This window comes from Micromonospora sp. C97 (assembly GCF_018070385.1).
Taxonomy (GTDB): Bacteria; Actinomycetota; Actinomycetes; order Mycobacteriales; family Micromonosporaceae; genus Micromonospora; species Micromonospora parva.
In genome coordinates this window covers 64,954-87,459 of sequence record NZ_JAGPXU010000026.1, presented here as the reverse complement: position 1 = coordinate 87,459, position 22,506 = coordinate 64,954, and the positions used below count along the sequence as shown (strand labels likewise).

Sequence of the window (22,506 nt, the reverse complement as noted above, 5' to 3'; positions counted from 1 at the left end):
ACGTTCGCTGGCCCGCTCTCGCTGAGCAACGTCAGCACGGCGCCGGAGCACCCTACCGCGCGCCACCGGAGATCGACCGCCCCCGGTCTCACCCCTTGACGGCTCCCGAGGTCAGCCCGGAGACGATGTACCGCTGGAGAAACTGGAAGACCAGCACCGTCGGGATCGCGGTGAGCAGGGTGCCGGCCGCGAAAATGCCGAAGTTGTTGTTGCGCTCGTTGCCCTCCAACAGGCCGTACATCCCCACCGCCAGGGTCTTGGAGTCGCTACTGGTGAGGAAGACGTTGGCCATCAGGAACTCGTTGATGGTGCCGATGAAGGCCAACAGCCCGGCCACCGCCAGGATCGGCGCCACCAGCGGCAGCATGATCCGGAAGAAGACCTGGGCGTGCGACGCACCGTCCATGGTGGCCGACTCGTCCAACTCCCGCGGCAACGTGTCGAAGAAACCCTTCATCAGCCAGGTGTTCACCCCGAGCGCGCCACCCAGGTAGAGCAGCAGCAGACCCCACGGAGTGTTGAAACCGATCGACGGCCACAGGTCGGTGATCGTGCCGAAGATCAGGTAGATCGCCACGATCGCCAGGAACTGCGGGAACATCTGCACCAGGAGCAGCGACAGCAGCCCCACCCGGCGGCCGCGGAACCGCATCCGGGAGAAGGCGTACGCGGCGAGCGCCGAGAGGAACACCGACGCGAACGCCGCCACCCCGGCGATCAGCAACGAGTTGAGGAACCACCTCCCGAAAGCGGTCCGCTCGAACAACCCACCGACATTGTCCAGCGACACCCCGCCGGTCGGCACCAACTCGGTGGTGGACAACGTACCGAGCGGGTTGAGTGCCGCGGACACCACGAACACGATCGGGAACAGGCTGAACAACACGGCGAGCACGGCGACCAGGTGCCGCCAGCCGACCTGGGCGAACCAGCGGCCACGCCGCCGGCCGGCCTGGTTGAGGTTGAGGGTTGTCACGCGTACACCTCTTCCTGTTTGCGGGTCCGCCGGAAGCCGACCGCGGAGACCACCGCGACGATGGCGAAGATGAACACCGAGATGCCGGCGGCGAAGCCGAGCTGCGCCCCCTGGCCGCCGAAGGCGAGCCGATAGGTGTACGTGATCAGCAGGTCGGTGGCGCCGTTCGTCGGGTTGTCGGCGGGGAAGGGCGCACCGTCGGTGGTCAGGTAGATCGCGTTGAAGTTGTTGAAGTTGAACGCGAACGACGAGATCAGCAGCGGCGAGAGCGCTACCAGCAACAGCGGCAGGGTGACCGCGCGGAAGGACTGCCAGGGTGACGCCCCGTCGACCGAGGTGGCCTCGGTCAGCTCGCGCGGGATGGCCTGCAACGCACCGGTGGCCACCAGGAACATGTACGGGTACCCGAGCCAGAGCTGCACCAGGATGACCGCGAAGCGGGCCGTCCACGCCTGACCGAACCAGTCCACGTCCAGCCCGAACAGGTTGTTGATCAGCCCGAAGTCGGCGTTGAACATGTCCCGCCAGGCCAGCAGCATCGCGAACGACGGCATGGCGTACGGCAGGACCAGCAGCACCCGGTAGAGATTGGTGCCGCGCATCCGGGCCGAGTGCAGCGCGACCGCGATCAGCATGCCGAGCAGGAACGTCCCACCGGTGGAGCCGATGGCGAAGGCGAAGTTCCAGATCAGGGTGCTGAGGAAGGGGCCGGAGACGTTCTTGTCGGTGAGCACACGGGTGAAGTTGGTCAGCCCGGCGTTGACCTTCCAGCCCTGGGCCAGCCGCTCACCGTCGGCGGCGACGAAGGCACCCGCCTCGTCGTCGGCGGTCCAGGTCCGCCCGGTCTCGGCGTCGCGGACGCAGTCGCAGGCGGCGTCGTACGCCCGCACCGCCTTGCCCTCGTACGCGCGGGACAGGCCGCTGGAGCGCAGCGCGCCACCGGGGGTGGGCACCACCAGGTCGGTGATCTCCTTGCTGCGGGAGCTGGCCTGGCCGATGTTCAACACTGTGTAACCGGCGGCGGCGGTGACCCTCCCGCCGGTGGCGACCGTGACGTCGGCACTGTCGAGTCGGCGCAGCCCGTCGCTGTCACCGACGGAGACCGCGCCGGTGCCCGGGTCGGTGACCAGGAAGACCAGCGCACCGGTGGCCGGGTCGCCGGTGGTGGCGATCGTCAGGGCGTACTCGGCGGATCCGGGTACCTGGGTGACCGACGAGGACTCGATGGCGACGATCGCGTCGTCCTTGCTGCCCCGGTGCCCGTCCCCGAAGTTGGTGAAGGCGGTGCTGGCGGTGTAGAGCACCGGGATGACCTGGAAGGCGATCAGGAACAGGGTTCCCGGGACCAGGTACTTCGCGGGGACGTGCCGACGGGTGAGGTACAGGTAGAACAGCCCGGCGGTGGACGCCACCAGCAGCGCCAGGCCGACCCACATCTCGGCGGCGACGAGCGGGAACGCCGCCCAGACGGCGACACCGGCGGTCAGGCCGAGCAGGAGCACCTTGCCGGCGAGTCCGGTCAGGGTGATCGGCGCGTGGTCACGTGTGGCACGGGAGCGCGGGGGTGGGGAGCCGGCGGGCTCCCGGCCCGGGGCCTGCGTGGCAGACCCCGGGCCGGACAGCGGCGTACTCATTACTTGATCTGGCCGGAGATCGTCTTGCCGGCGGCGGTGATGGTGCTGGTCGGGTCCGCTCCACCGATGACGGCGGCCTCGGCCTTGCCGAACGGGTCCCAGATCGCGGCCATCGCCGGAATGGCCGGGAGCACCTGCCCGTTCCTGCCCGCCTCCTGGAACTTGGCCAGGTCCGCGTCGGCGCCCTTGACCTGGTCGAGGGCGGCGGTCAACGCCGGCGGCCGGGGCTCGGCGTTGTACAGCGCGACGGCCAGCTCGGGCGTGGTGGTGTAGTTGGCCACGAACTCCTGGGCCAGCGCCTTGTTGGTGCCCTTGGCCGCGACGTAGAACGCCTGCACGCCCACGAACGGCTGGGCTTCCCTGCCGCCGGCGAAGCCGGGGATCGCCGAGATGTCGTACGAGATGCCGGCCTTCTTGACGTCGGCCACGGCCCACGGTCCGGAGACCAGGTACGCGCACTTCTTGCCGGTGAAGGTGGCGATCGAGTTGGTGTCCGCGATGGAGCGCTTGAGCACACCCGCGCCCTTCTCGCCGAGCGCGCCGATCTTCTTGAAGGCCTCAATGGACTCGGGCTTGCCCACGCCCAGGTCCTTCGGGTCGTAGTCGCCGTTGGCGCCGGTGCCGAAGAGGTATCCGCCGGCCGAGCTGTAGAGCGGGTAGATGTGGTAGGCGTCGCCGTTCTGGCCGACCTGGAGGCAGAGCGTCTCGGTGACCTTCTTCGACGCCGTGAGCTGCTTGCCCTTGGCGACCAGGTCCTCAATGGTCTTCGGCGCCTCGGGGGCCAGCTCGGTGTTGCGGATCAGCGCCAGGTTCTCCTGCGCGTACGGCACGCCGTAGAGCTGGCCGTTGAAGGTGACCGCCTTGACGGCTGTCGCGTTGAAGGCGCTCTTCTGGTCGGCGGCGAGCTGCACCGGGTCGATGGCGCCGTTCTGCACCAGGTTACCGATCCAGTCGTGTGCGCCGACCACGACGTCCGGCCCGCTGCCCTGTTGGGACGCGGTGACGAAGTTGGTCTGCAGGTCCTTGCTGACGGCCTGGACCTCGACGGTGACGCCGTTCTCCTGGCCGAACTTCTCGGCGAACGGCTTGAGGGCGGCGGTCCGCTTGTCGTCCGCCCAGATGACCATCTTGCCGCCGGCTGCCTTGGGGGTGTCCTTCGCGGCCGGCTCGTCGCTGTCGCCACCGCAGCCCGAGGCGGCGAGCGCCAGGGCGAAGAGGGCGACCACACCCGCGGTACGGATGCGCATCGGTGCTCCTGTCGTCATGGCGGGTCCGCCGGGGGAGGGCGGCCGGCCAGTGGAAAGTTTGGAAGTTCTTGCCAACCGACGCATGATGTTGCGCCGCTGCTCGCGCATGTTGCGGGGACGTTAGCAAGACGTTGCAGATTATGGAAGGGCTTGCAAAGCACTCCGCAAGAACTTGCCGGTGGGCTAAAGTGCCGCCATGCGCGCTCGACTGTCCGACATCGCCCAGCAGGCCGAAGTCAGCGAGGCCACGGTGTCGCGGGTGCTCAACGACCGCCCCGGCGTGGCAGCGGAGACCCGCCAGGCCGTCCTCACCGCCCTCGACGTGCTCGGATACGAGCGCCCGGCCCGACTGCGTAAGCGCAGCGCCGGCCTGGTCGGCCTGGTGGTACCGGAGCTGGACAACCCGATCTTCCCCGCCTTCGCCCAGGTCATCGAGTCGACCCTGGCGCAGAGCGGGTTCACCCCGGTGCTCTGCACCCAGACCGCCGGCGGGGTGACCGAGGACGAGTACGTGGAGATGCTGCTGGACCGGCAGGTCTCCGGGATCGTCTTCGTCTCCGGCCTGCACGCCGACACCGCCGCCAACCACGACCGCTACCGGGCGCTGCTCGCCCGGCCGTTGCCGGTCGTGATGATCAACGGGTACGTGCCCGGCATCGGCGCACCCTTCGTGTCCTGCGACGACCGGGAGGCGGCCGAACTCGCCGTCGCCCACCTGGTCGCGCTCGGACATCGGAGGATCGGCCTGATCACCGGCCCGGACCGGTTCGTCCCGGTGCAGCGCAAGGTCGCCGGCTGGCGATCCGCGATGACCCGACTGGCCGGCGTCGCCGAAGCCGACCTGGGCCCACTCGCCGAGCTGTCACTGTTCGGAGTGGAGGGTGGCGAGGCGGCGGCCGGGCGACTGCTGGACCGCGGCGTCACCGGTGTGGTCTGCGGCTCCGACCTGATGGCGCTCGGCGCGGTCCGGGCCGCCCGCCAACGCGGCCTCAACGTGCCCGACGGCCTCTCCGTGGTGGGTTACGACGACTCACCGCTGATGGCCTTCACCGACCCGCCGCTGACCACCATGCGGCAGCCGGTCACCGCGATGGCGGTGGCCGCCGTCCGGGCACTGGTGGACGAGATCAACGGGCACGGCGCCCCGCATTCGGAGTACCTGTTCCGCCCGGAGCTGGTGGTCCGCGGCTCCACGGCTGTCGCACCGAGTTCCGCACGCCTTTCTTACGCAAGATCTGCTTGACTCTTGCAGCGGCCGGCCGGCATATTGCTCGAATGATCAGCGCCGCCACCCCACCGCCCGCCGCCGACGACTGGTGGCGTTCCGCGGTCGTCTACCAGGTGTACGTCCGCAGCTTCGCCGACAGCGACGGCGACGGCATCGGCGACCTCCAGGGCATCCGGCAGCGCCTGCCGTACCTGCGCGACCTCGGGGTGGACGCGCTCTGGCTGACCCCCTTCTACACCTCGCCCATGATCGACGGCGGGTACGACGTGGCCGACTACCGCGACGTCGACCCGATGTTCGGCACCCTCGACGACTTCGACGCGATGATCACCGACGCGCACGCCCACGGCCTGCGGATCATCGTCGACCTGGTGCCCAACCACACCTCCAGCGCGCACCAGTGGTTCACCGCCGCGCTTGCCGCCGGCCCCGGCTCACCGGAGCGGGCCCGCTACCTCTTCGCCGACGGCCGGGGCGCGCACGGCGAGCTGCCCCCGAACGACTGGGAGAGCATCTTCGGCGGCCCCGCCTGGACGCGGATCGCTGACGGTCAGTGGTACCTGCACCTGTTCGACCCGTCGCAGCCCGACCTGAACTGGCGCCACCCGGAGGTCCGCGCCGAGTTCGAGGACGTGCTGCGGTTCTGGCTGGACCGGGGCGTGGACGGATTCCGCATCGACGTGGCGCACGGCATGATCAAGGCGGAAGGGCTGCCGGACGTCGGCTTCAGCTCGATGACCACCGGCCAGCGTCAGGTCGAACTGCTCGGCAAGGGCCGGTTGCCGTACTTCGACCAGGACGAGGTGCACGAGATCTACCGCGCCTGGCGGCCCATCCTGGACAGCTACCCGGGCGGCCGGATGGCGGTCGCCGAGGCATGGGCCGAGACGCCGCAGCGGCTGGCCCGCTACATCGGCCCGGACGAGTTGCACCAGGCGTTCAGCTTCGACTTCCTCGACGCCACCTGGTCGGCCGACTCGTTCCGCAAGGTGATCGACACCGCGTTGGCCGAGGCGACAGTGGTCGGGGCGCCCACCACCTGGGTGTTGTCCAACCACGACAAGCAACGGCACGTCACCCGATACGGCGACGGCCCCGAAGGACTGCGCCGAGCCCGCGCCGCCAGCCTGCTGATGCTCGCCCTGCCCGGCTGCGCCTACCTCTACCAGGGCGAGGAGTTGGGCCTGCCCGAGGTTCTCGACCTCCCCGACGAGCTACGCCAGGATCCGGCGTTCCTGCGCACCGGCGAGAGCCGGGACGGCTGCCGGGTGCCCATCCCGTGGAGCGGCGAGTTGACCCCGTACGGCTTCGGGCCGGCCGGCAGCGAGCTGAGCTGGCTACCCGCCCCGGCCCTCTGGCAGACGCTCTCCGTCGCCGCGCAGACCGGCGTGCCCGGCTCCACCCTGGAGCTGTACCGGGCGGCACTGCGGATCCGGCACGACCATCCCGCGCTCGCCCTCGACGCCGACGGGGTCACCTGGCGGGAGAGCGAACCGGGCGTGCTGGCCTTCTCCCGTACCGCCGGCACAACCGTGCTGACCTGCGTGGTCAACCTCAGCGGTGCACCGGTCCTGATCCACGGGTACGGCCAGCCGCTCGTCGCCAGCGACGAGCTCACCGAGCAGGGCACCGGTCATCTGCTGCCAATTGACGCGGCAGTCTGGTTGGAACAGCGCTGAACGGGTAACTCGTTCTCGACCTGGTCGTTCGTCGTGCCCCGCGCCGGCGGGCGACTGGGCTACCGACCCCTTGTGGTGGGGGGTGAGGTGCCACCGGCGCCGCGCGGAGTCCGCTCCGCGTGGCGCCGGTGTCCGTAGCCGGCCGGTGGTGTGGCCCGCAGGGGCCGCGGGTACGGAATTGGGCACCGTCGTTACGGAGGTGCCCCATGGTGGTACGGATCGCCCAGTGCACGCTCGACGTCGAGGACCTGGACGTGATGGTCGCGTTCTGGTCGACGGCCCTCGGCTACGACGTCGAGCGCGGCGACGACGGCAGCGCCAGGCTCCGGCCGCCCGGGCCGCCGTCCGCCACGGCGCCCACCGTGTGGTTGCAGGGCTCGGGCACCGCCAAGCGGGGCAAGAACCGGCTGCACCTCGACCTGGTCGCGGACGCGGACCCCCAGGCCGAGGTACGGCGGCTGCTGAGCCTCGGCGCGCGGCACGTCGACGTCGGGCAGACCGGGGCCGAACAGTTCACGGTGCTCGCCGACCCGGAGGGCAACGAGTTCTGCGTGCTGGACCGCCCGCCGACCCGCTGAGCCCTCACTTCGCGGTCAGCAACGCCGCGATCCGGGTGAAGCCGGCACGCACCTCGGCCTCGTCCGGCGGTTCGGCGGGTTCACCGTGACCCGCCTCGTCGGCTGCCGCGTCCAACTCCTCGTCGATCACGTCCTCGAAGTCCCCGTACAGGTCGGCCCCCTCCACCTGACGGGCCTCGTCCTCGGCGGCGACCTGCGCGGCGGCGATCTCGCTGCGGATCTCGTCGGGGGACAGCGCCGGCAGCAACGGCTCCACCACGGCCACCAACTGCTCCTCGGCCACCACCGCCTCGGCCAGGGCCAACGCGTGGGGGCGCTCGTACGGCCCGCAGACCACCGGCTCCCACTCGTCGAGGTCACCGAGCGGACCGAAGGTGATGATCCACGGCAGGCCGAGCAGCGGTGAGTCCGCCGGCAGGTCGAGTGTCATGAGTGCGCCCACCGGCTCATCATGGCCCGCGAACGCGAGCGCCGATGCGGTTCTCCACTGTTGTCGCCCGTCCGGCGGTCCTCCGGCGCTCGTTCGGTGGCCGTTCGGCGGCTGTCTCGACGGCCGTTCCGGCGGCTGTCTCGACGGCCGTGTTGCCCGGCCGGTCAGCCGGGACGGACAGCGTCCAGGGCGGCGCGGACCAGGGCGAGCGCCGTGGCTGGGGGCACACCGAGCCGAGCCGCCTCCGCCGCGTAGCCGGCCGCTGCCCGCTGGAGACGGTCGACGGCGTCGTCCCGCCCCGGAGCGACGAAGGTGCCGTTGCGTCCCCGGGTCTCCAACAGCCCGGCCGTCTCCAACTCGCGGTAGGCGCGAGCCACCGTGTTCGCTGCCAACCGCAGGTCAGCGGCGAGCTGCCGGACGGTCGGCAGCCGAGTGCCGACCGGCAACCGGCCGTCGCCGATCAGCTCGGCGAGCTGCACCCGCACCTGCTCGTACGGGGGCACCGGCGAGTCCGCATCGACCGAGATCAGCACCTGCCCGCCTTCCGTCATCAGCCCGCCCCGCCCGGCGTACCGGGGTCGATGCCCTCGTCGACATCCTTCGGCGGCGCCGGGGTCTCCGCGAGATCCACGACCCGACCGGTGGTGCTGGTCGCGAGGAGCGCCGCGCCGAACAGCACCAACTGGTTGAGCAGGTAGAGGTAGAGCAGCAGACCGACGGCACCGGCCACCACGGTGTACGCCGGATTCCGCTCGGTCCGCACCACGTAGTATCGCCCGACCGTGTTCAGCAGGGTGATACCGATCGCCACCAGCAACACCACCGGGCGCAGCCGGGAGCGGCTCATCCGCAGCCGGGGCACGGCGAGCAGCAACGCGGTGGCGAGCACGGTGTTGACCAGCACGCTGAGCACCGCGCTGATCGTGGTCAGACCGACCGAGCCGGTGCTGCGGAGCAGGAAACGCAGCAGCGACTCCAACGCGTCGACCGCCGCGACCGACACGCCGAGCAGCACGAAGACGCCGATCATCACGCCCAGGTCGACGAGCCGCCGCACCACCAGGTTGCCCGGCTGCTGGTTGAGCCGGTACATCAGTCGCTGCGAGGATCGGATGGCCTCCACCCAGCCGATCCCGGTGAAGACCAGGATGACCAGGCCGACCACACCGACGGTGCCGCTGGAGTTGGCGATCTGCTCGGCGTCCAGGAACGGCAGATTCTCCTTGAGGAAGTCGGCCGCCGCCGCGCTGACCTCGTCGTTGTCCTCCAGGATCGCGCCGAAGACGGAGAACGCGACCAGGGCGAGGGCGAACACCGCGAAGAAGCCGTAGTAGGCGATGGCGGCTGCCAACCGGCCGGCCAGCACCTCGCCGTACAGCACGCCGGCCCGCCACACGTGGTCGAAGAGGCTCGACCGGTGGCGCGCGCCGCTCACCCAGCGGTCGATGCCCGCCTCGATCCGGCCGATCACGTTCACGCGATCATCCTCGCCGATCTCCCACCGCTGTCGTGGCAACCAGCTTCCCGTGCTCGCCGGCCGGCGCGTCGCCGCGCTTCAGTCGCCGCGCTTCAGTCGCCGAGGCAGAAGTCCCGGCGTGGCTGCCACCTGGTCTGCCCGCTGTGCGAGAAGAGGGTGAACGCGCCGACCTCGAACACCGCGGAGAAGTCGGCGAGATCCTCGTACACCTTGTCCAGGGCCTCCGGTGCCACGTCCTGAGCCACTGTGACGTGCGGATGGTACGGGAATCGGAGCTCCCGGTGCAGGCCGGGCGTCGCGGCGATGGCCGCGGCCAGCAACTCGCACTCGCTGATCCCGGCGGCCACCGCGACGAACACCACCTGGGTGACCGGACGGAACGTGCCGGTGCCCCGCAGGTGCAGCGTGAACGGCAGGTGCGCGGCGGCGACGGCGGCCAGGTGCCGCTCGACCGCAGGCAGGTTGGCCGTGCGGATCTCGGTGGGACCGAGCAACGTCACGTGCGCGGGCACCGCCAGCGGATCGCCGGCCTCGATCCGTCGCCGGGTGAGCTGGGCACCCCACGGCTCGGGGATGTCCACCGCGATGCCGATCTGGATGGTGTCGCCGGTCGGCGGCACCCCGCCACTGCGATCCACGCTTCGCGCCGCCCCTCCGACCACCGACCCGTCCACCTGTACCGCGGACCTACTCGCCGCGCACAGGCGGGAAGAACCCGACCCGCTCGTACGCGGACCGCAGGGTCGCCGCGGCCACCGCGCGGGCCTTCTCCGCGCCGGCCGCGAGCAGCTTGTCCAACTGCGCCGGATCGTCCAGGTAGGTGCGGGTGCGCTCCTGGATCGGCCGGACGAAGTCCGTCACGACCTCGGCCAGCTCCTTCTTCAGGTCGCCATAGCCTCGGCCCGCGAACGCGGCCACCAACTCGTCGATGCTGCGGCCGCTGAGCGCCGAGTGGATGGTCAACAGGTTGGACACTCCCGGCTTGGTCTCGGCGTCGAAGACGATCTCCCGGCCGGTGTCGGTCACCGCCGAACGGATCTTCTTCGCGGACCGGGCCGGATCTTCGAGCAGGTCGATGATGCCGGCCGGCGAGGACGACGACTTCGACATCTTCGCCGTCGGGTCCTGCAGATCGGTGATCTTGGCAGTGTCCTTGACGATGTGTGGCGCGGGCACCGTGAACGTGGCGCCGAACAGCGAGTTGAACCGCTGGGCCAGATCCCGGGAGAGCTCCAGGTGCTGGCGCTGGTCCTCGCCGACCGGAACCGCGTTGGCCTGGTAGAGCAGGATGTCGGCGGCCTGGAGGACCGGATAGGTGAACAGCCCGACGCTGGCCCGCTCGTTACCCTGCTTCTGCGACTTGTCCTTGAACTGGGTCATCCGGCTGGCCTCGCCGAAGCCGGTGATGCAGCCGAGCACCCAGGCCAGCTGCGGGTGCTCGGGCACCTGCGACTGGACGAACAGGGTGCTGCGTTCCGGGTCCAGCCCGACCGCGAAGAGCTGGGCCGCGGCCACCCGGGTCCGCTGGCGCAGCAGCGCCGGGTCGTGCCCCGCGGTGATGGCGTGCAGGTCCACCACGCAGTAGAACGCGTCGTGGGTGTCCTGCAGGGCTACCCAGTGCCGCACCGCGCCCAGATAGTTGCCGAGGTGGAACGAGTCGGCTGTCGGCTGGATGCCGGAGAAGACGCGGGGCCGGGCGGGAACGTCGGACATGGCGATAATTCTGTCAGCAAGCAACCCGGTCCGTCATGACGGGCCGGCGGGTCGGCTCCGGCCCGCCGATGCCGGGGTGCTGACCTCGCGTGCTTCGCCCGCGCCAACCCGGTGCGTCGACCCGACCGTGACCCGCCGGTGCTGCCCCGCGACCGCCTCCCCGGCCGGCTCCGGGCCGCCCGCCGAGGCCGGCACAGCGTCGTACTCGCGGCGCGGCTCGGTGCCGCGCGCGGCGGAGACGGCGAGTTGGGCCACCCGGCGGCCGTCCAGCGTGAGCACCCGCAGCAGCCAGCCGGCCGGCAACTCGGCCGGATCGGGAGCGCCGACGTCGGCGGGCTCAGCGGGCACCGGCACCTCGTCGCCGGTCACCGGAAGCCGACCCAGCGCGGCCATCACGAACCCACCCACCGTCTCGTACGGGCCGGCGGGTAGCGCCACCCCGGTCCGCTCGGCGAAGTCAGCGAGGTTGAGGCGACCGTCCACCACGGCGGGCAGGCCAGCGTGCACCGGGTCCGGGGCGGCGTCGTACTCGTCGTGGATCTCACCGACCAGCTCCTCGATGAGGTCCTCCAGGGTGACGATCCCGGCCGTGCCGCCGTACTCGTCCACCACCACCGCGAGGTGCTGGCCCTCCCGCCGCATCTCGGTCAGCGCGGCGAGCACCCGTTTGCTGCCCGGGAGCCGCTTCACCTCCCGGGCCAGCTCACCGACGGTGAGGCACGGGTCGGCGTCCGGGCGCAGCAGCACGTCCCGGAGGTGTACGAAGCCGATCACGTCGTCGTGGGTGGCGTCGGTGACCGGGTAGCGGGTGTGTGTTTCGGCGCGGACCAGTCGGGCGGCTTCGCCGATGGTCAGCCGCGCCGGCAGGAAGACCACCTCGGTGCGCGGCATCATCACCTCGCGGATCAGACTGGCACCGGCCACCAGGACCTCGTCGATGATCCGTCGCTCGTCCGGGTCGAGCACCGTGTTCGCCGCGACCAGGTCCCGCAGATCGGCCTCCGAGATGCGCTCCCGGCCGGCCGTCGGACCGGTCCCGAGCAGGTCGGTGACGAGTCGGGTGGCACCGTCCGCCGCGCGGACCAGCACCCGGGCGACGGCCCGGGCGAGCGGACCGGGGTCGCGGCGGGGGTGTGCCCGCGCGCGTCGCCGGAGCCCGGTACGGGCCACTTCCCGCATGACAGAGATGGTAGACACCGTGGGCCCGCCGCACCGGCCATCCGGCGAGCGGCCACAGATGTTCGGCTCTGTTTAATCGTGAAAGATTATGATGGAATGGGTTGCCGGTGGTGTCGGCGAGGATGCCGGCCACCGCCCTAGTGTGATCACCCAAAGGGCCACGTCCCGGGCGGGCCAGGCAGGAGGCAACGACGTGAAACTGCTCGTCACCGGGGGCGCCGGCTTCATCGGGAGCGTGGTGACCCGGATGCTGCTCGACGCGGGCCACCAGGTGGTCATCCTGGACGACCTCCGCACCGGCCACCGCGAAGCCCTCGCCCCGGACGCCACCCACGTCGAGGCGTCCATCCACGACGCCGCCCGCGTCATCACCGCCGACGCCGGCTTCGACGGGGTGCTGCACTTCGCCGCCCTCATCGCCGCCGGCGAGTCGATGATCAAGCCAGAGTTGTACTGGCGGAACAACACCGTCGGCACGCTCGCCCTGATCGACGCCGTCCGGGCGGCCGGGGTGCCCCGGATGGTCTTCTCCTCCACCGCCGCCGTCTACGGCAACCCCACCGAGCTGCCCATCACCGAAAACGCGGTGAAGGCGCCCACCAACACGTACGGCGCCACCAAACTCGCCGTCGACATGGCACTCACCTCCGAGGCGATCGCGCACGGGCTGGCCGCCGTGTCACTGCGCTACTTCAACGTGGCCGGCGCCCACCTTGCCGGCGACATCGCGCTCGGCGAGCGGCACGACCCGGAGACGCACCTGATCCCGATCGCGCTGGACGTCGCCGCCGGCCGGCGGGAGAAACTCCAACTCTTCGGGGACGACTACCCCACCGTCGACGGCACCTGCGTCCGCGACTACATCCACGTCGCCGACCTGGCCCGCGCGCACCTGCTGGCGCTGGACGCGGCCACCAGCGGCCAGCACCGGATCTACAACCTGGGCAACGGCAACGGCTTCACCAACCGGCAGGTCGTCGACGTGGTCCGCGAGGTCACCGGGCACCAACTGCCCGTCGAGGTCGCCCCGCGCCGCGAGGGCGACCCGGCCGAGTTGGTCGCGTCGTCCACGCTGGCCCGCGAGGAGCTGGGCTGGGTGCCGCAGAAGCCGACCCTGCACGACATGGTCGGGGATGCCTGGGCGTTCTACCGCACGCACATCCTGGGCCAACAGTGAGTGCGAGGAGTGAGCCGGGTCTGCGAGCCCCGCAGCCGCGAACAAGGAGACAACAGTGAGTGCGAGGAGTGAGCCGGGTTTGCGAGCCCCGCAGCCGCGAACGAAGGGAGACGCCGTGACCCACCCGGCCGATGATGTCGCCGAGCGGGCGGCGGCCGGCTTCTCCGCACAGTTCGGCGGGCAGGCATCCGGGCGCTGGGCGGCCCCGGGTCGGGTCAACCTGATCGGCGAGCACACCGATTACAACGAAGGCTTCGTGCTGCCGTTCGCCCTGCCGATGCGCACCGTCGTCGCCGCCGATCGGCAGGACGGGGAGCACTGGACGGTCTGGTCCGAGCTCTCCGGCGAGACGATCACCTTCGGCGCGGACGACGTCGCCGAGCCGGGCCGGGTCACCGGCTGGGGCGCGTACGTCGCGGGTGTGGTCTGGGCGCTGCGCGAGGCGGGTCATCCCGTGCCGGGTGCCCGGCTGGCGATCGCTTCCGACGTGCCGCTGGGTTCCGGGCTCTCCTCCTCGGCCGCGCTGGAGTCAGCCGTACTGGCTGCCCTGCTCGACCTCGGCGGGCTGGAGCTGGCCCCGGAACTGCAACCCCGGCTGGCACAGCGGGCGGAGAACGTCTACGTGGGTGCGCCGACCGGCATCATGGACCAGTCGGCGGCGATCCGTTGCCGGGCCGGACACGCCCTCTTCCTCGACTGCCGCGACGAGTCGGTCGAGCACATCCCGTTCGACCTGGACGCTGCCGGCCTGGCCGTGCTGGTCATCGACAGCCGGGCACCGCACCGCCACGCCGACGGGGAGTACGCGGCCCGCCGCCGTTCCTGCGAGGCCGGCGCCAGCGCGCTCGGGGTTGCCGCGCTGCGGGATGTGGGCATCGACCAGCTCGACGCCGCGTTGGCTCAGCTCGACGACGAGGAGACCCGGCGTCGCGTCCGACACGTGGTCACCGAGGACCAGCGTGTACTCGACACGGTGGCGCTGCTGCGTGCCGCCCGGGTCCGCGACATCGGCCCGCTGCTGACGGCCTCCCACGTCTCGATGCGCGACGACTTCGAGATCACCGTGCCGGAGATCGACACCGCCGTCGAGGCGGCGTTGGCGGCCGGCGCGCTGGGCGCCCGGATGACCGGTGGCGGCTTCGGCGGATGCGTGCTCGCCCTGATCGAGGCCGACCGCGCCGACGAGGTCGCCGCCGCCGTGACCGACGCGTACGCGGCGCAGGGTTTCACCGCCCCCACCACCGTGACGGTCCTCCCCTCCCCCGGCGCCACCCGCCTCCGCTAACCCCCACACCCCACACCCCCCGGTTGACCAAGAAGTTTGCGTCACTTTCAGCCCGCATCCTGACGCAAACTTCTTGATCACCGGGCTGGGCCGGGCTGGGCCGGGCTGGGCCGGGCTGGGCCGGGGCCGGGCTGGGCCGGGCTGGGCCGGGCTGGGCCGGGGGTTGTAGGGATGGAGATCGTGCTTGTTCAAGGAAGTAGTGGCCTTGCCCGGTGGGCGAGGCCACTACTTCATGGATCGAGCGCGATCTTGGGGCGGGCGCGACAGCGCGGGCGTTCGTGGGCCGTTGGTGGGGTGGGGGTCGAGAGGGGTTAACTGGCTTCGACGATCATGGCGGCGCCTACCGTGCGGTTGGTTGCCTCGTCGATGATGACGAAGCCGCCGGTGGTGCGGTTGCGGCGGTACTCGTCGGCCAGCAGCGGCACCGTCGTACGCAGCCGCACTCGACCGATCTCGTTGAGCCGCAGCTCGTCGGCCGACTCGTCGCGGTGCAGCGAGTTGATGTCCAGCCGGTAGTGCAGCCCGCGCACGATCGCCCGAGCCGACCGGGTGGTGTGCTTGATCGCGTACCGACCGCCAACCCGCAGGGGGGCCGTCTCGTCCATCCAGCAGACCATCGCCTCGATGTCCTGGGCCACCGCCGGCGCGTTGTTCGGCCGGCAGATCAGGTCCCCTCTTGAGATGTCGATCTCGTCGGCCAGTCGTACCGTGACCGACATCGGCGGGAACGCCTCCGCGACCGGCCCGTCGGCGGTCTCCACGGCGGCGATCCGGCTGGTGAAGCCGGAGGGCAGCACCATCACCTCGTCACCCGGCTTCAGCACCCCGGAGGCGACCTGACCGGCGTAGCCGCGGTAGTCGGTGACGGTGGTGGACTGCGGACGGATCACGTACTGCACCGGGAACCTGACGTCGACCAGGTTACGGTCGCTCGCGATGTGCACCCGCTCCAGGTGGTGCAGCAGCGAGGGGCCTTCGTACCACTGCATGTTCTCCGACCGGGACACGATGTTGTCGCCACGCAGCGCGGAGACCGGCACCACGGTCAGGTCCGGTACGTCGAGCTTCGCCGCGAACGCGGTGAACTCGTCGGCGATCCGCTCGTAGACCTCCTGCGACCAGTCGACCAGGTCCATCTTGTTGACACAGAGGACCAGGTGCGGCACCCGCAGCAGGGAGCAGAGGAACGCGTGCCGGCGGGACTGCTCGACCAGGCCCTTGCGCGCGTCCACCAGGATCAACGCCAGGTCCGCCGTCGATGCTCCGGTGACCATGTTGCGGGTGTACTGGATGTGGCCGGGGGTGTCGGCGATGATGAACTTGCGCCGGGGGGTGGCGAAGTAGCGGTACGCCACGTCGATGGTGATGCCCTGCTCCCGCTCGGCACGCAGGCCGTCGGTGAGCAACGCCAGGTTGGTGTATTCGTCGCCGCGGGCCGCGCTGACCGCCTCCACGGCCGCCAACTGGTCGGTGAAGAGCGACTTGGTGTCGTAGAGCAGTCGCCCGATCAGGGTCGACTTCCCGTCGTCGACGCTGCCGGCGGTGGCGAACCGCAGCAGGTCCATGGCCCGGGCCTCCGGCCCGGCCCCGGCAACAGCCCGGCCATCCGCGTCCGCGGAGGCCATGATCTCGGTGCTCATCAGAAGTAGCCCTCCCGCTTGCGGTCCTCCATGGCGGCCTCACTGACCCGGTCGTCACCACGGGTGGCACCGCGCTCGGTGATCCGGGTGGCCGCCACCTCCTCGATGACCTTCTCCACGGTGTCCGCATCAGAGCGGACCGCGGCGGTGCAGGAGGCGTCGCCGACGGTGCGGTAGCGCACCTGGGCCTTGAACCGCTCCTCACCCGCGCGGGGGCGGAAGAACTCGTTGACGGCGTAGAACATGCCGTCCCGTTCGACCACCTCGCGCTCGTGCGCGTAGTAGATCGACGGCAGCGGGATGCGTTCCCGGGCGATGTAGTGCCAGACGTCCAGCTCGGTCCAGTTGGACAGTGGGAAGACCCGGATCGACTCGCCCGGGTGGTGCCGGCCGTTGTACAGCGACCACAGCTCCGGCCGCTGGTTCTTCGGGTCCCACTGACCGAACTCGTCGCGGAAGCTGAACACCCGTTCCTTCGCCCGGGCCTTCTCCTCGTCCCGGCGGGCGCCACCGAACAGCGCGTCGAAGCGGTGCTTCTCCACCGCGTCCAGCAGCACCGGCGTCTGGATCCGGTTGCGCATGCCGTCGGCGGACTCCCGGACCATGCCGCTGGCCAGGGCCTCCGGCACGCTCGCCACGACGAGTTGCAACCCCAGCTCGGCGACCCGCTGGTCGCGGTATTCCAGGACCTCGGGGAAGTTGTGCCCGGTGTCGACGTGCATGACCGGGAAGGGGACGTTGGCCGGGGCGAACGCCTTCTGCGCCAGCCGCAGCATGACGATCGAGTCCTTGCCACCGGAGAAGAGCAGCACCGGCCGTTCCATCTCGGCGACCACCTCGCGCATCACGAAGATGCTCTCCGCTTCGAGGGCGTCCAGGTGGGAGACCTGGTACGCCGCGGGGGTGGTCATGACACCGGCTCGATTCGCTCGCTCATCCGATTTCCAGACCTTTCCGGTCGGGCATGTCAAGAAAGTGCGCTCAGGCTACCCGGAATGTTTCTGCAGCGCTGCAAGCAACCGGGTGGCGAGATCCTTGCGACAGACCAGGAGGTCGGGCAGTCGCGGATCCGCCTCGTTGTATTTCAGCGCAGAACCGTCGATCCGGGAAGCGTGCAGTCCGGTGGCCGTCGCCACAGCGACCGGGGCCGCCGAATCCCACTCGTACTGCCCACCTGCATGGATGTACGCGTCCACCTCGCCGGTGACCACGGCGGCGATTTTCGCTCCGGCCGAACCCATCGGCACCAGGTGCGCGCCGACGTCCTCGGCCAGGTCGGTCAGGAAGACCGGCGGCCGGCTCCGGCTCGCCGCCAGGCGGATCTTCCGCTCGCCGGCAGTCGCCGCCTCCACTGTCATCGGCGGGTACGCCGGCGGGTAGTCGGTGCCCAGCACCCGGTGCTGCGCCGGCAACCCCACCGCCCCGGCGACCAGCCCGTGCGGACTCGGCGCGCTGCGTGCCCAAAGTGCCACGTGCACCGCCCAGTCCGAGCGGCCCTCCTCGGAGAACTCCCGGGTGCCGTCCAACGGGTCGACGATCCACACCCGGTCCGCGGTCAACCGCGACACCGCCCCGGTGTTCACCTCCGCGGCCCAGGCCAACCGCGACCCCTCGTCCTCCTCGGAGAGCACCGCGTCACCCGGACGCCACTTCGCCAACTCCGTGCGGATCAGGTCGTGCGACACCTTGTCCCCGGCCGACTTCAGCGCGCCGGTGTCGGCGAAACCCATCTCGGTGCGCAGGTCGAGCAGCGCCTGCCCGGCCCGGGACGCCAACCATCGGGCGAACGCGCCATCGATCATCGGAGGACTGCTCATCTGCCCGCTCCCGTCGCCTCGCCGCGCTGCCCGCACGGGCCGATCCGCCGCGACTCGCGTCGCCGGTCGCGGCACGCCGAAAGGCGCAGACTACCGGGCCGTCGTTTCCGAGTCGGTACGCCCCGCCCGGCTCAGGTGCCGTGGTAGAGGTTCTGCGTCGGCTCCACGCCCTTGGTGATCACCGACTCCACCACGTCGGCGGCCCGGTCCACCAGGAAATCCAGCTCCTTGCGTTCTGCCGTGCCGAAATCCGACAGCACATAATCCGCCGGGTCCTGCCGCCCCGGCGGTCGACCGACGCCGAACCGCACCCGGGCGTAGTCCTTCGTCCCCAGGGACTTCGACATCGAGCGCAGGCCGTTGTGCCCGCCCTCACCGCCGCCGAACTTGACCCGCACCTGACCGAACCCGATGTCCAGCTCGTCGTGCACCGCGATCACCTGCGTCGTCGGCACCTTGTAGAACTGGGCCAGCGCCGCGACCGGCCCACCGGAGAGGTTCATGTACGTCAGTGGCTTGACCAGCACCAGCTTCGGCCCACCGAACCCGAGTCGCGCCTCGGCCACCTCGGCCACCGCCCGCTTGTGCCGGCCGAAGCGGGCACCCACCCGACCGGCCAGCAGGTCGGCCACCATGAACCCGACGTTGTGCCGGTTCCCGGCGTACTCCCGACCGGGGTTGCCCAGGCCGACCACCAGCCACGGCCCCGCCTCGTCCGTCACGACCCGTCCCTTCCGACGCCCATCCCAGCGACTCCCGATATGCCGACAGGCGCCCCCGAACATCCGGGGACGCCTGTCGCAGAGCTTGAACCGATCAGGCCTCGGTGCGCGCCTCGGCGTTCTCGTCGCCCTCGGCGGCCGGGGCGGCGTCCGCGCCCTCGGAGCCCTCGGTGGTCTCGCCGACCTCGGCCTCGGCCTCGTCGGTGGCAACCTCGACCTCGGGCAGCGTCGCCTCGAGCTGCTCGGCGGTCGGGGCGGCGGTCACCGAGGCGACGGTCATCTCCGAGTCGGCAGCCAGCTCGACGCCGGCCGGCAGCTGGACGTCGCTGGCGGTCACCTGGCTGCCCGCCTCCAGGCCCTCGATCGAGGCCTCGAGGTGGTCGGGGACCTTGGTGGCGTCCGCGGTCACCGAGAGGGTGTCGTGGTCGTGCACGATCAGGGTGTCCCGGGCGGCCTCACCGGTCAGCTGGACCGGGACCTCGACGGTGACCTTCTCGCCCCGGCGGACCAGGATCAGGTCGACGTGCTCGAAGGTGTCGCGGATCGGGTCACGCTGGATCGCCTTCGGCAGCGCCAGCACCTGGGTGCCGTCGGTGATGTCGATCGCGAAGAGCTGGTTGGCACCGCCCTTGCGGATCGCCGCGGCGAACTCCCGCGACGGCAGCGCGATGTGCTTGGGCTTCTCGCCGTGGCCGTACAGCACGGCGGGCACCTTGCCGGCCCGGCGGGTACGGCGGGCACCACCCTTGCCGAACTCGGTACGGGGCTCGGCGCTGATCTTTACCTCGGACACGGGGAAACTCCTGATGCTTTTCGCTGCGGCGGCTTGTCGTCTAACGGTGCTGGGGCGAGGGGCTCGCTGGGGCTCATGCGTCATGAACGACTGCCCGGAGCACCGCGTCGATGACGGTGCCTCCGTGCGGCGCTTTTCAGCGGCCCGCCGGGCACCCTCGCCGTGGCAACCGCACCAGTCTACCCGAGCTGTTTCCAGGGTTTCCGGCAGTCCCCGATCACGGCTCAAGACCGGCCCGCCGGTGGTGCTTCCACCAGCGCGCCGGCCCCGTTTCCGCCAGTTTGCCAGCCCCGCCCCGCCAGCGTGTCAGGTGGCGGAAACGGGGCTCGGGGTCAGCTCAGGCCACCGAAGAGGGTGGTCACCGAGCCGTCGTCGAAGACCTCCCGGATCGCCCGCGCCAGCAGCGGCGCGATCGACAGCACGGTGAGCTTGTCCAACTGCTTCTCCGGCGGGAGCGGCAGCGTGTTCGTCACCACGATCTCGCTGATCGAGCTGTTCTTCAGCCGCTCGGTGGCCGGGTCGGACAGCAGCGCGTGGGTGGACGCGACAACGATCTCCGCGGCACCCGACTCCTTGAGGATGTCGGCGGCCTTGGCGATCGTGCCCCCGGTGTCGATCATGTCGTCGACGATCAGGCAGACCCGACCCTCGACCTCACCGACCACCCGGTTCGCCACGACCTGGTTCGGCTTCATCGGGTCACGGGTCTTGTGGATGAACGCCAGCGGGCAGCCGCCCAGCCGGTCGGTCCACCGCTCGGCCACCCGCACCCGGCCGGAGTCCGGTGCCACCACTGTCATCGGCCGGCCGGCGTACTTGTGCTCCACGTACTCGGCCAGGATGTCCATCGCGAAGAGGTGGTCCACCGGGCCGTCGAAGAAGCCCTGGATCTGCGCGGTGTGCAGGTCGACGGTGAGGATGCGGTTGGCGCCGGCGGTCTTCAGCAGGTCCGCCACCAGGCGGGCCGAGATCGGCTCCCGGCCGCGGTGCTTCTTGTCCTGGCGGGCGTACGGGTAGAACGGCAGCACCACGGTGATCCGCTTGGCCGACCCCCGCTTCAGCGCGTCGACCATGATCAGGGTCTCCATGACCCAGGTGTTCACCCCGTGCGTGACGGACTGCACCACGAAGGCGTCCGAACCACGTACCGAGTCCTTGAAGCGTACGAAGATCTCGCCGTTGGCGAACTCGTAGGCGTCGGCCGGAGTCGGCGCGACGCCGAGCACCTCGCCGATCTCCTTGGCCAACTCCGGAAAGCCACGTCCGGAAAAGAGCATCAGGCTTTTGCGGTTTTCGGCGACGATGCTGCCCATGGGCCCGTCTGCTCCCGTTTTGTCGGCGGTACCCGACCCGGTGGTGGTGGGTCAGGGACTATTCGGTTGCAGTATCTCCCGGGCCGGATGTGCCGCCCACTCTCTTGGCTCCCCCGTGCATTGCCTCACTGTCGCTTGCGGCACCGGCCACACCCGACGCACCCTCGGCGGCGCGTTGCGCCCGCTCGGCAGCCGCCGCGGAGACCGTTCCGGGGCGCTTGCGCTGCACCCAGCCCTCGATGTTGCGCTGCGGTGCCCGGGTGACCCCGAGCGCGCCCGGTGGGACGTCCTGCGCGATCGCGCTACCCGCCGCCACGTAGGCACCGGCACCGACCTCGACCGGCGCGATCAGGCTCGTGTCGCAGCCGACGAAGGCACCCTCACCGACGATCGTGCGGTTCTTGTTCACCCCGTCGTAGTTCACGAAGATGGTCGCCGCGCCGATGTTGGCCTTCGCGCCGATCGTGGCGTCACCGACGTAGCTGAGGTGCGGAACCTTCGCACCCGGACCGATCTCGGTGTTCTTCACCTCGACGAACGTGCCGACCTTCGACTTCTCGGCCAGTCGGGCGGCCGGCCGCAGGTACGCGTACGGCCCGACGGTGGCGCCCGCGCCCACCTCGGCGCCGTCGGCGTGACTGCGGATCACCGACGCGCCCGGGCCGACGACCGTGTCGATCAGGGTGACGTCCGGGCCGATCACCGCGCTCGCGCCGACCACCGTGCTGCCGCGCAACTGGGTGTTCTGGTCGACCACGGCGTCGCGGTCCAGCGCCACGGTCACGTCGATCCAGGTGGTGACGGGGTCGAGCAGGCTCACCCCGGTGCGCATCCACGCCTCGTTGATCCGGTCGCGCAGCAGCCGGCGCAGCGACGCCAGCTCCACCCGGTCGTTGCAGCCCAACGTCTCGACGTGGTCCACGGCGACGTGCACCGCCACCGGCTCACCGGCCGAGCGCAGCAGGCCGAAGACGTCCGTGAGGTATTCCTCGCCCTGGTCGTTGTCGGTGGAGAGCTTGCCCAGCGCCTCGCGCAGCCGCACCGCGTCGAACGCGTAGATGCCGGCGTTGATCTCCCGGATCGCGCGCTGCGTCGCGTCGGCGTCACGTTCCTCGACGATCTGCTCCAGGCGGCCGTCGGCGTCCCGGACGATCCGGCCGAGGCCGGTGGGGTCGGGCACCTCGGCGGCCAGCACGGTGGCCGCCGCGGCGGCTTCCTCGTGCGCGGTCACCAGCGCGCCGACGGTCTCGGGTCGCAGCAGCGGCACGTCCCCGTTGATCACGACGACCGTGCCGGCGCCCTCCGGCACCGCGTCCAGCGCGATGCGGACGGCGTGCCCGGTCCCGAGCTGCTCGGCCTGGAGCACCGGCGTGGCGTCCGGGGCGACCTCGGACAGGTGCGCCCGGACCTGGTCGGCGCCGTGTCCCACCACGACGACGGTGCGGTCCGCGCCCAGCGGGGCGGCGGCGCTCAGCACGTGACCGAGCAGCGTGCGACCGAGCAGGGGGTGCAGCACCTTGGGCAGTGTCGACTTCATCCGCTTGCCCTCACCGGCGGCGAGCACGACGACGGTACGGAGGTGGGGCTGGGGCACGATGTGGCTCCCGTCGGGACGGCG

At 70.7% G+C, this 22,506-nt stretch carries 20 protein-coding genes and 1 pseudogene; 5 read left to right on the top strand and 16 right to left on the bottom strand.

Features of this window, described 5'->3' with window-relative positions; translation table 11 throughout:
• Positions 1-88 precede the first annotated feature (88 nt).
• Genes KBX26_RS26045 through KBX26_RS26035 form a run of 3 tightly spaced genes read right to left on the bottom strand, consistent with a single transcriptional unit; the run spans position 89 to position 3,857 of the window.
• On the bottom strand, positions 89-976 hold the full coding sequence (locus tag KBX26_RS26045) for a sugar ABC transporter permease (protein WP_210866618.1): 888 nt from the start codon (positions 974-976) through the stop codon (positions 89-91).
• Entirely contained in the window at positions 973-2,610 is a 1,638-nt protein-coding gene (locus KBX26_RS26040) for an ABC transporter permease subunit (RefSeq protein WP_030329066.1), read from the bottom strand. Before KBX26_RS26040 ends, KBX26_RS26045 begins: the two co-directional genes overlap by 4 nt.
• Entirely contained in the window at positions 2,610-3,857 is a 1,248-nt protein-coding gene (locus tag KBX26_RS26035; RefSeq protein WP_030329069.1) for a maltose ABC transporter substrate-binding protein, read from the bottom strand. Before KBX26_RS26035 ends, KBX26_RS26040 begins: the two co-directional genes overlap by 1 nt.
• Before the next feature lie 196 nt (positions 3,858-4,053).
• Here KBX26_RS26035 and KBX26_RS26030 point away from each other — a divergent pair, with 196 nt between their 5' ends.
• The 3 genes from KBX26_RS26030 (at position 4,054) to KBX26_RS26020 (ending at position 7,342) form a co-directional block, all read left to right on the top strand.
• A complete protein-coding gene (locus KBX26_RS26030; RefSeq protein ID WP_030329071.1) occupies positions 4,054-5,100 on the top strand; it encodes a LacI family DNA-binding transcriptional regulator in 1,047 nt (348 codons plus the stop codon).
• A 32-nt stretch (positions 5,101-5,132) separates the two neighbouring features.
• Positions 5,133-6,764: a glycoside hydrolase family 13 protein gene (locus KBX26_RS26025; RefSeq protein WP_210866617.1), complete on the top strand. Its 1,632-nt coding sequence runs from the start codon at positions 5,133-5,135 to the stop codon at positions 6,762-6,764.
• A 206-nt stretch (positions 6,765-6,970) separates the two neighbouring features.
• On the top strand, positions 6,971-7,342 hold the full coding sequence (locus tag KBX26_RS26020) for a VOC family protein (protein WP_210857654.1): 372 nt from the start codon (positions 6,971-6,973) through the stop codon (positions 7,340-7,342).
• Positions 7,343-7,346: 4 nt separating this feature from the next.
• On the opposite strand, the gene KBX26_RS26015 is transcribed toward KBX26_RS26020, so the two are convergent.
• The 6 genes and pseudogenes from KBX26_RS26015 to KBX26_RS25990 all read right to left on the bottom strand — a co-directional run.
• On the bottom strand, positions 7,347-7,784 hold the full coding sequence (locus KBX26_RS26015) for a hypothetical protein (protein ID WP_030329078.1): 438 nt from the start codon (positions 7,782-7,784) through the stop codon (positions 7,347-7,349).
• Positions 7,785-7,936: 152 nt separating this feature from the next.
• Positions 7,937-8,323 (bottom strand): GntR family transcriptional regulator, encoded by a 387-nt coding sequence (locus tag KBX26_RS26010; RefSeq protein ID WP_210857655.1) that lies wholly within the window; start codon positions 8,321-8,323, stop codon positions 7,937-7,939.
• Entirely contained in the window at positions 8,323-9,249 is a 927-nt protein-coding gene (locus KBX26_RS26005; RefSeq protein WP_030329082.1) for a YihY/virulence factor BrkB family protein, read from the bottom strand. The genes KBX26_RS26010 and KBX26_RS26005 overlap by 1 nt, the downstream gene beginning before the upstream one ends.
• A gap of 92 nt (positions 9,250-9,341) precedes the next feature.
• On the bottom strand, positions 9,342-9,911 hold the full coding sequence (locus tag KBX26_RS26000; RefSeq protein ID WP_209444494.1) for a 2'-5' RNA ligase family protein: 570 nt from the start codon (positions 9,909-9,911) through the stop codon (positions 9,342-9,344).
• A gap of 25 nt (positions 9,912-9,936) precedes the next feature.
• Positions 9,937-10,962 (bottom strand): tryptophan--tRNA ligase, encoded by a 1,026-nt coding sequence (gene trpS / locus KBX26_RS25995; protein ID WP_030329086.1) that lies wholly within the window; start codon positions 10,960-10,962, stop codon positions 9,937-9,939.
• Between the two features lie 159 nt (positions 10,963-11,121).
• Positions 11,122-12,141: pseudogene (locus tag KBX26_RS25990) on the bottom strand (hemolysin family protein); the annotation flags it as partial.
• A 247-nt stretch (positions 12,142-12,388) separates the two neighbouring features.
• Between KBX26_RS25990 and galE the strand changes: the two are divergent.
• A complete protein-coding gene (galE, locus tag KBX26_RS25985; protein WP_245233550.1) occupies positions 12,389-13,318 on the top strand; it encodes a UDP-glucose 4-epimerase GalE in 930 nt (309 codons plus the stop codon).
• A gap of 115 nt (positions 13,319-13,433) precedes the next feature.
• A complete protein-coding gene (gene galK, locus KBX26_RS25980) occupies positions 13,434-14,603 on the top strand; it encodes a galactokinase (RefSeq protein WP_210866615.1) in 1,170 nt (389 codons plus the stop codon).
• A gap of 311 nt (positions 14,604-14,914) precedes the next feature.
• Here galK and KBX26_RS25975 read toward each other — a convergent pair whose 3' ends face one another.
• The 7 genes from KBX26_RS25975 to glmU all read right to left on the bottom strand — a co-directional run bounded on the left by KBX26_RS25975 (position 14,915) and on the right by glmU (position 22,485).
• Positions 14,915-16,243 carry a GTP-binding protein gene (locus KBX26_RS25975; RefSeq protein WP_030329093.1) on the bottom strand — a complete coding sequence of 443 codons (1,329 nt, stop codon included), beginning with the start codon at positions 16,241-16,243 and terminating at the stop codon, positions 14,915-14,917.
• A complete protein-coding gene (gene cysD, locus KBX26_RS25970) occupies positions 16,243-17,154 on the bottom strand; it encodes a sulfate adenylyltransferase subunit CysD (protein WP_030329095.1) in 912 nt (303 codons plus the stop codon). The genes KBX26_RS25975 and cysD overlap by 1 nt, the downstream gene beginning before the upstream one ends.
• Positions 17,155-17,229: 75 nt before the next feature.
• Positions 17,230-18,060, bottom strand: a complete 831-nt coding sequence (locus KBX26_RS25965) for an inositol monophosphatase family protein (RefSeq protein WP_210858678.1) — start codon at positions 18,058-18,060, stop codon at positions 17,230-17,232.
• Positions 18,061-18,191: 131 nt separating this feature from the next.
• Positions 18,192-18,782 (bottom strand): aminoacyl-tRNA hydrolase, encoded by a 591-nt coding sequence (gene pth / locus KBX26_RS25960; RefSeq protein WP_210866614.1) that lies wholly within the window; start codon positions 18,780-18,782, stop codon positions 18,192-18,194.
• Positions 18,783-18,876: 94 nt separating this feature from the next.
• On the bottom strand, positions 18,877-19,575 hold the full coding sequence (locus KBX26_RS25955) for a 50S ribosomal protein L25/general stress protein Ctc (RefSeq protein WP_030329103.1): 699 nt from the start codon (positions 19,573-19,575) through the stop codon (positions 18,877-18,879).
• Between the two features lie 332 nt (positions 19,576-19,907).
• Complete coding sequence (locus tag KBX26_RS25950; protein ID WP_030329105.1) at positions 19,908-20,888, bottom strand: ribose-phosphate diphosphokinase; 981 nt, start codon at positions 20,886-20,888, stop codon at positions 19,908-19,910.
• Between the two features lie 58 nt (positions 20,889-20,946).
• Positions 20,947-22,485 carry a bifunctional UDP-N-acetylglucosamine diphosphorylase/glucosamine-1-phosphate N-acetyltransferase GlmU gene (glmU, locus tag KBX26_RS25945; protein ID WP_156057333.1) on the bottom strand — a complete coding sequence of 513 codons (1,539 nt, stop codon included), beginning with the start codon at positions 22,483-22,485 and terminating at the stop codon, positions 20,947-20,949.
• Positions 22,486-22,506 lie beyond the last annotated feature (21 nt).

Excerpts from the sequence above, each read along its gene's own strand:
- KBX26_RS26030 (WP_030329071.1), top strand. The coding sequence starts at position 4,054 with ATGCGCGCTCGACTGTCCGACATCGCCCAGCAGGCCGAAGTCAGCGAG.
- cysD (WP_030329095.1), bottom strand. The coding sequence starts at position 17,154 with ATGACCACCCCCGCGGCGTACCAGGTCTCCCACCTGGACGCCCTCGAA.
- KBX26_RS25965 (WP_210858678.1), bottom strand. The coding sequence starts at position 18,060 with ATGAGCAGTCCTCCGATGATCGATGGCGCGTTCGCCCGATGGTTGGCG.
- KBX26_RS26035 (WP_030329069.1), bottom strand. The coding sequence starts at position 3,857 with ATGCGCATCCGTACCGCGGGTGTGGTCGCCCTCTTCGCCCTGGCGCTC.
- KBX26_RS26010 (WP_210857655.1), bottom strand. The coding sequence starts at position 8,323 with ATGACGGAAGGCGGGCAGGTGCTGATCTCGGTCGATGCGGACTCGCCG.
- KBX26_RS25975 (WP_030329093.1), bottom strand. The coding sequence starts at position 16,243 with ATGAGCACCGAGATCATGGCCTCCGCGGACGCGGATGGCCGGGCTGTT.
- galE (WP_245233550.1), top strand. The coding sequence starts at position 12,389 with ATGCTGCTCGACGCGGGCCACCAGGTGGTCATCCTGGACGACCTCCGC.
- KBX26_RS26040 (WP_030329066.1), bottom strand. The coding sequence starts at position 2,610 with ATGAGTACGCCGCTGTCCGGCCCGGGGTCTGCCACGCAGGCCCCGGGC.
- KBX26_RS26020 (WP_210857654.1), top strand. The coding sequence starts at position 6,971 with ATGGTGGTACGGATCGCCCAGTGCACGCTCGACGTCGAGGACCTGGAC.
- KBX26_RS25950 (WP_030329105.1), bottom strand. The coding sequence starts at position 20,888 with ATGGGCAGCATCGTCGCCGAAAACCGCAAAAGCCTGATGCTCTTTTCC.
- trpS (WP_030329086.1), bottom strand. The coding sequence starts at position 10,962 with ATGTCCGACGTTCCCGCCCGGCCCCGCGTCTTCTCCGGCATCCAGCCG.
- KBX26_RS26025 (WP_210866617.1), top strand. The coding sequence starts at position 5,133 with ATGATCAGCGCCGCCACCCCACCGCCCGCCGCCGACGACTGGTGGCGT.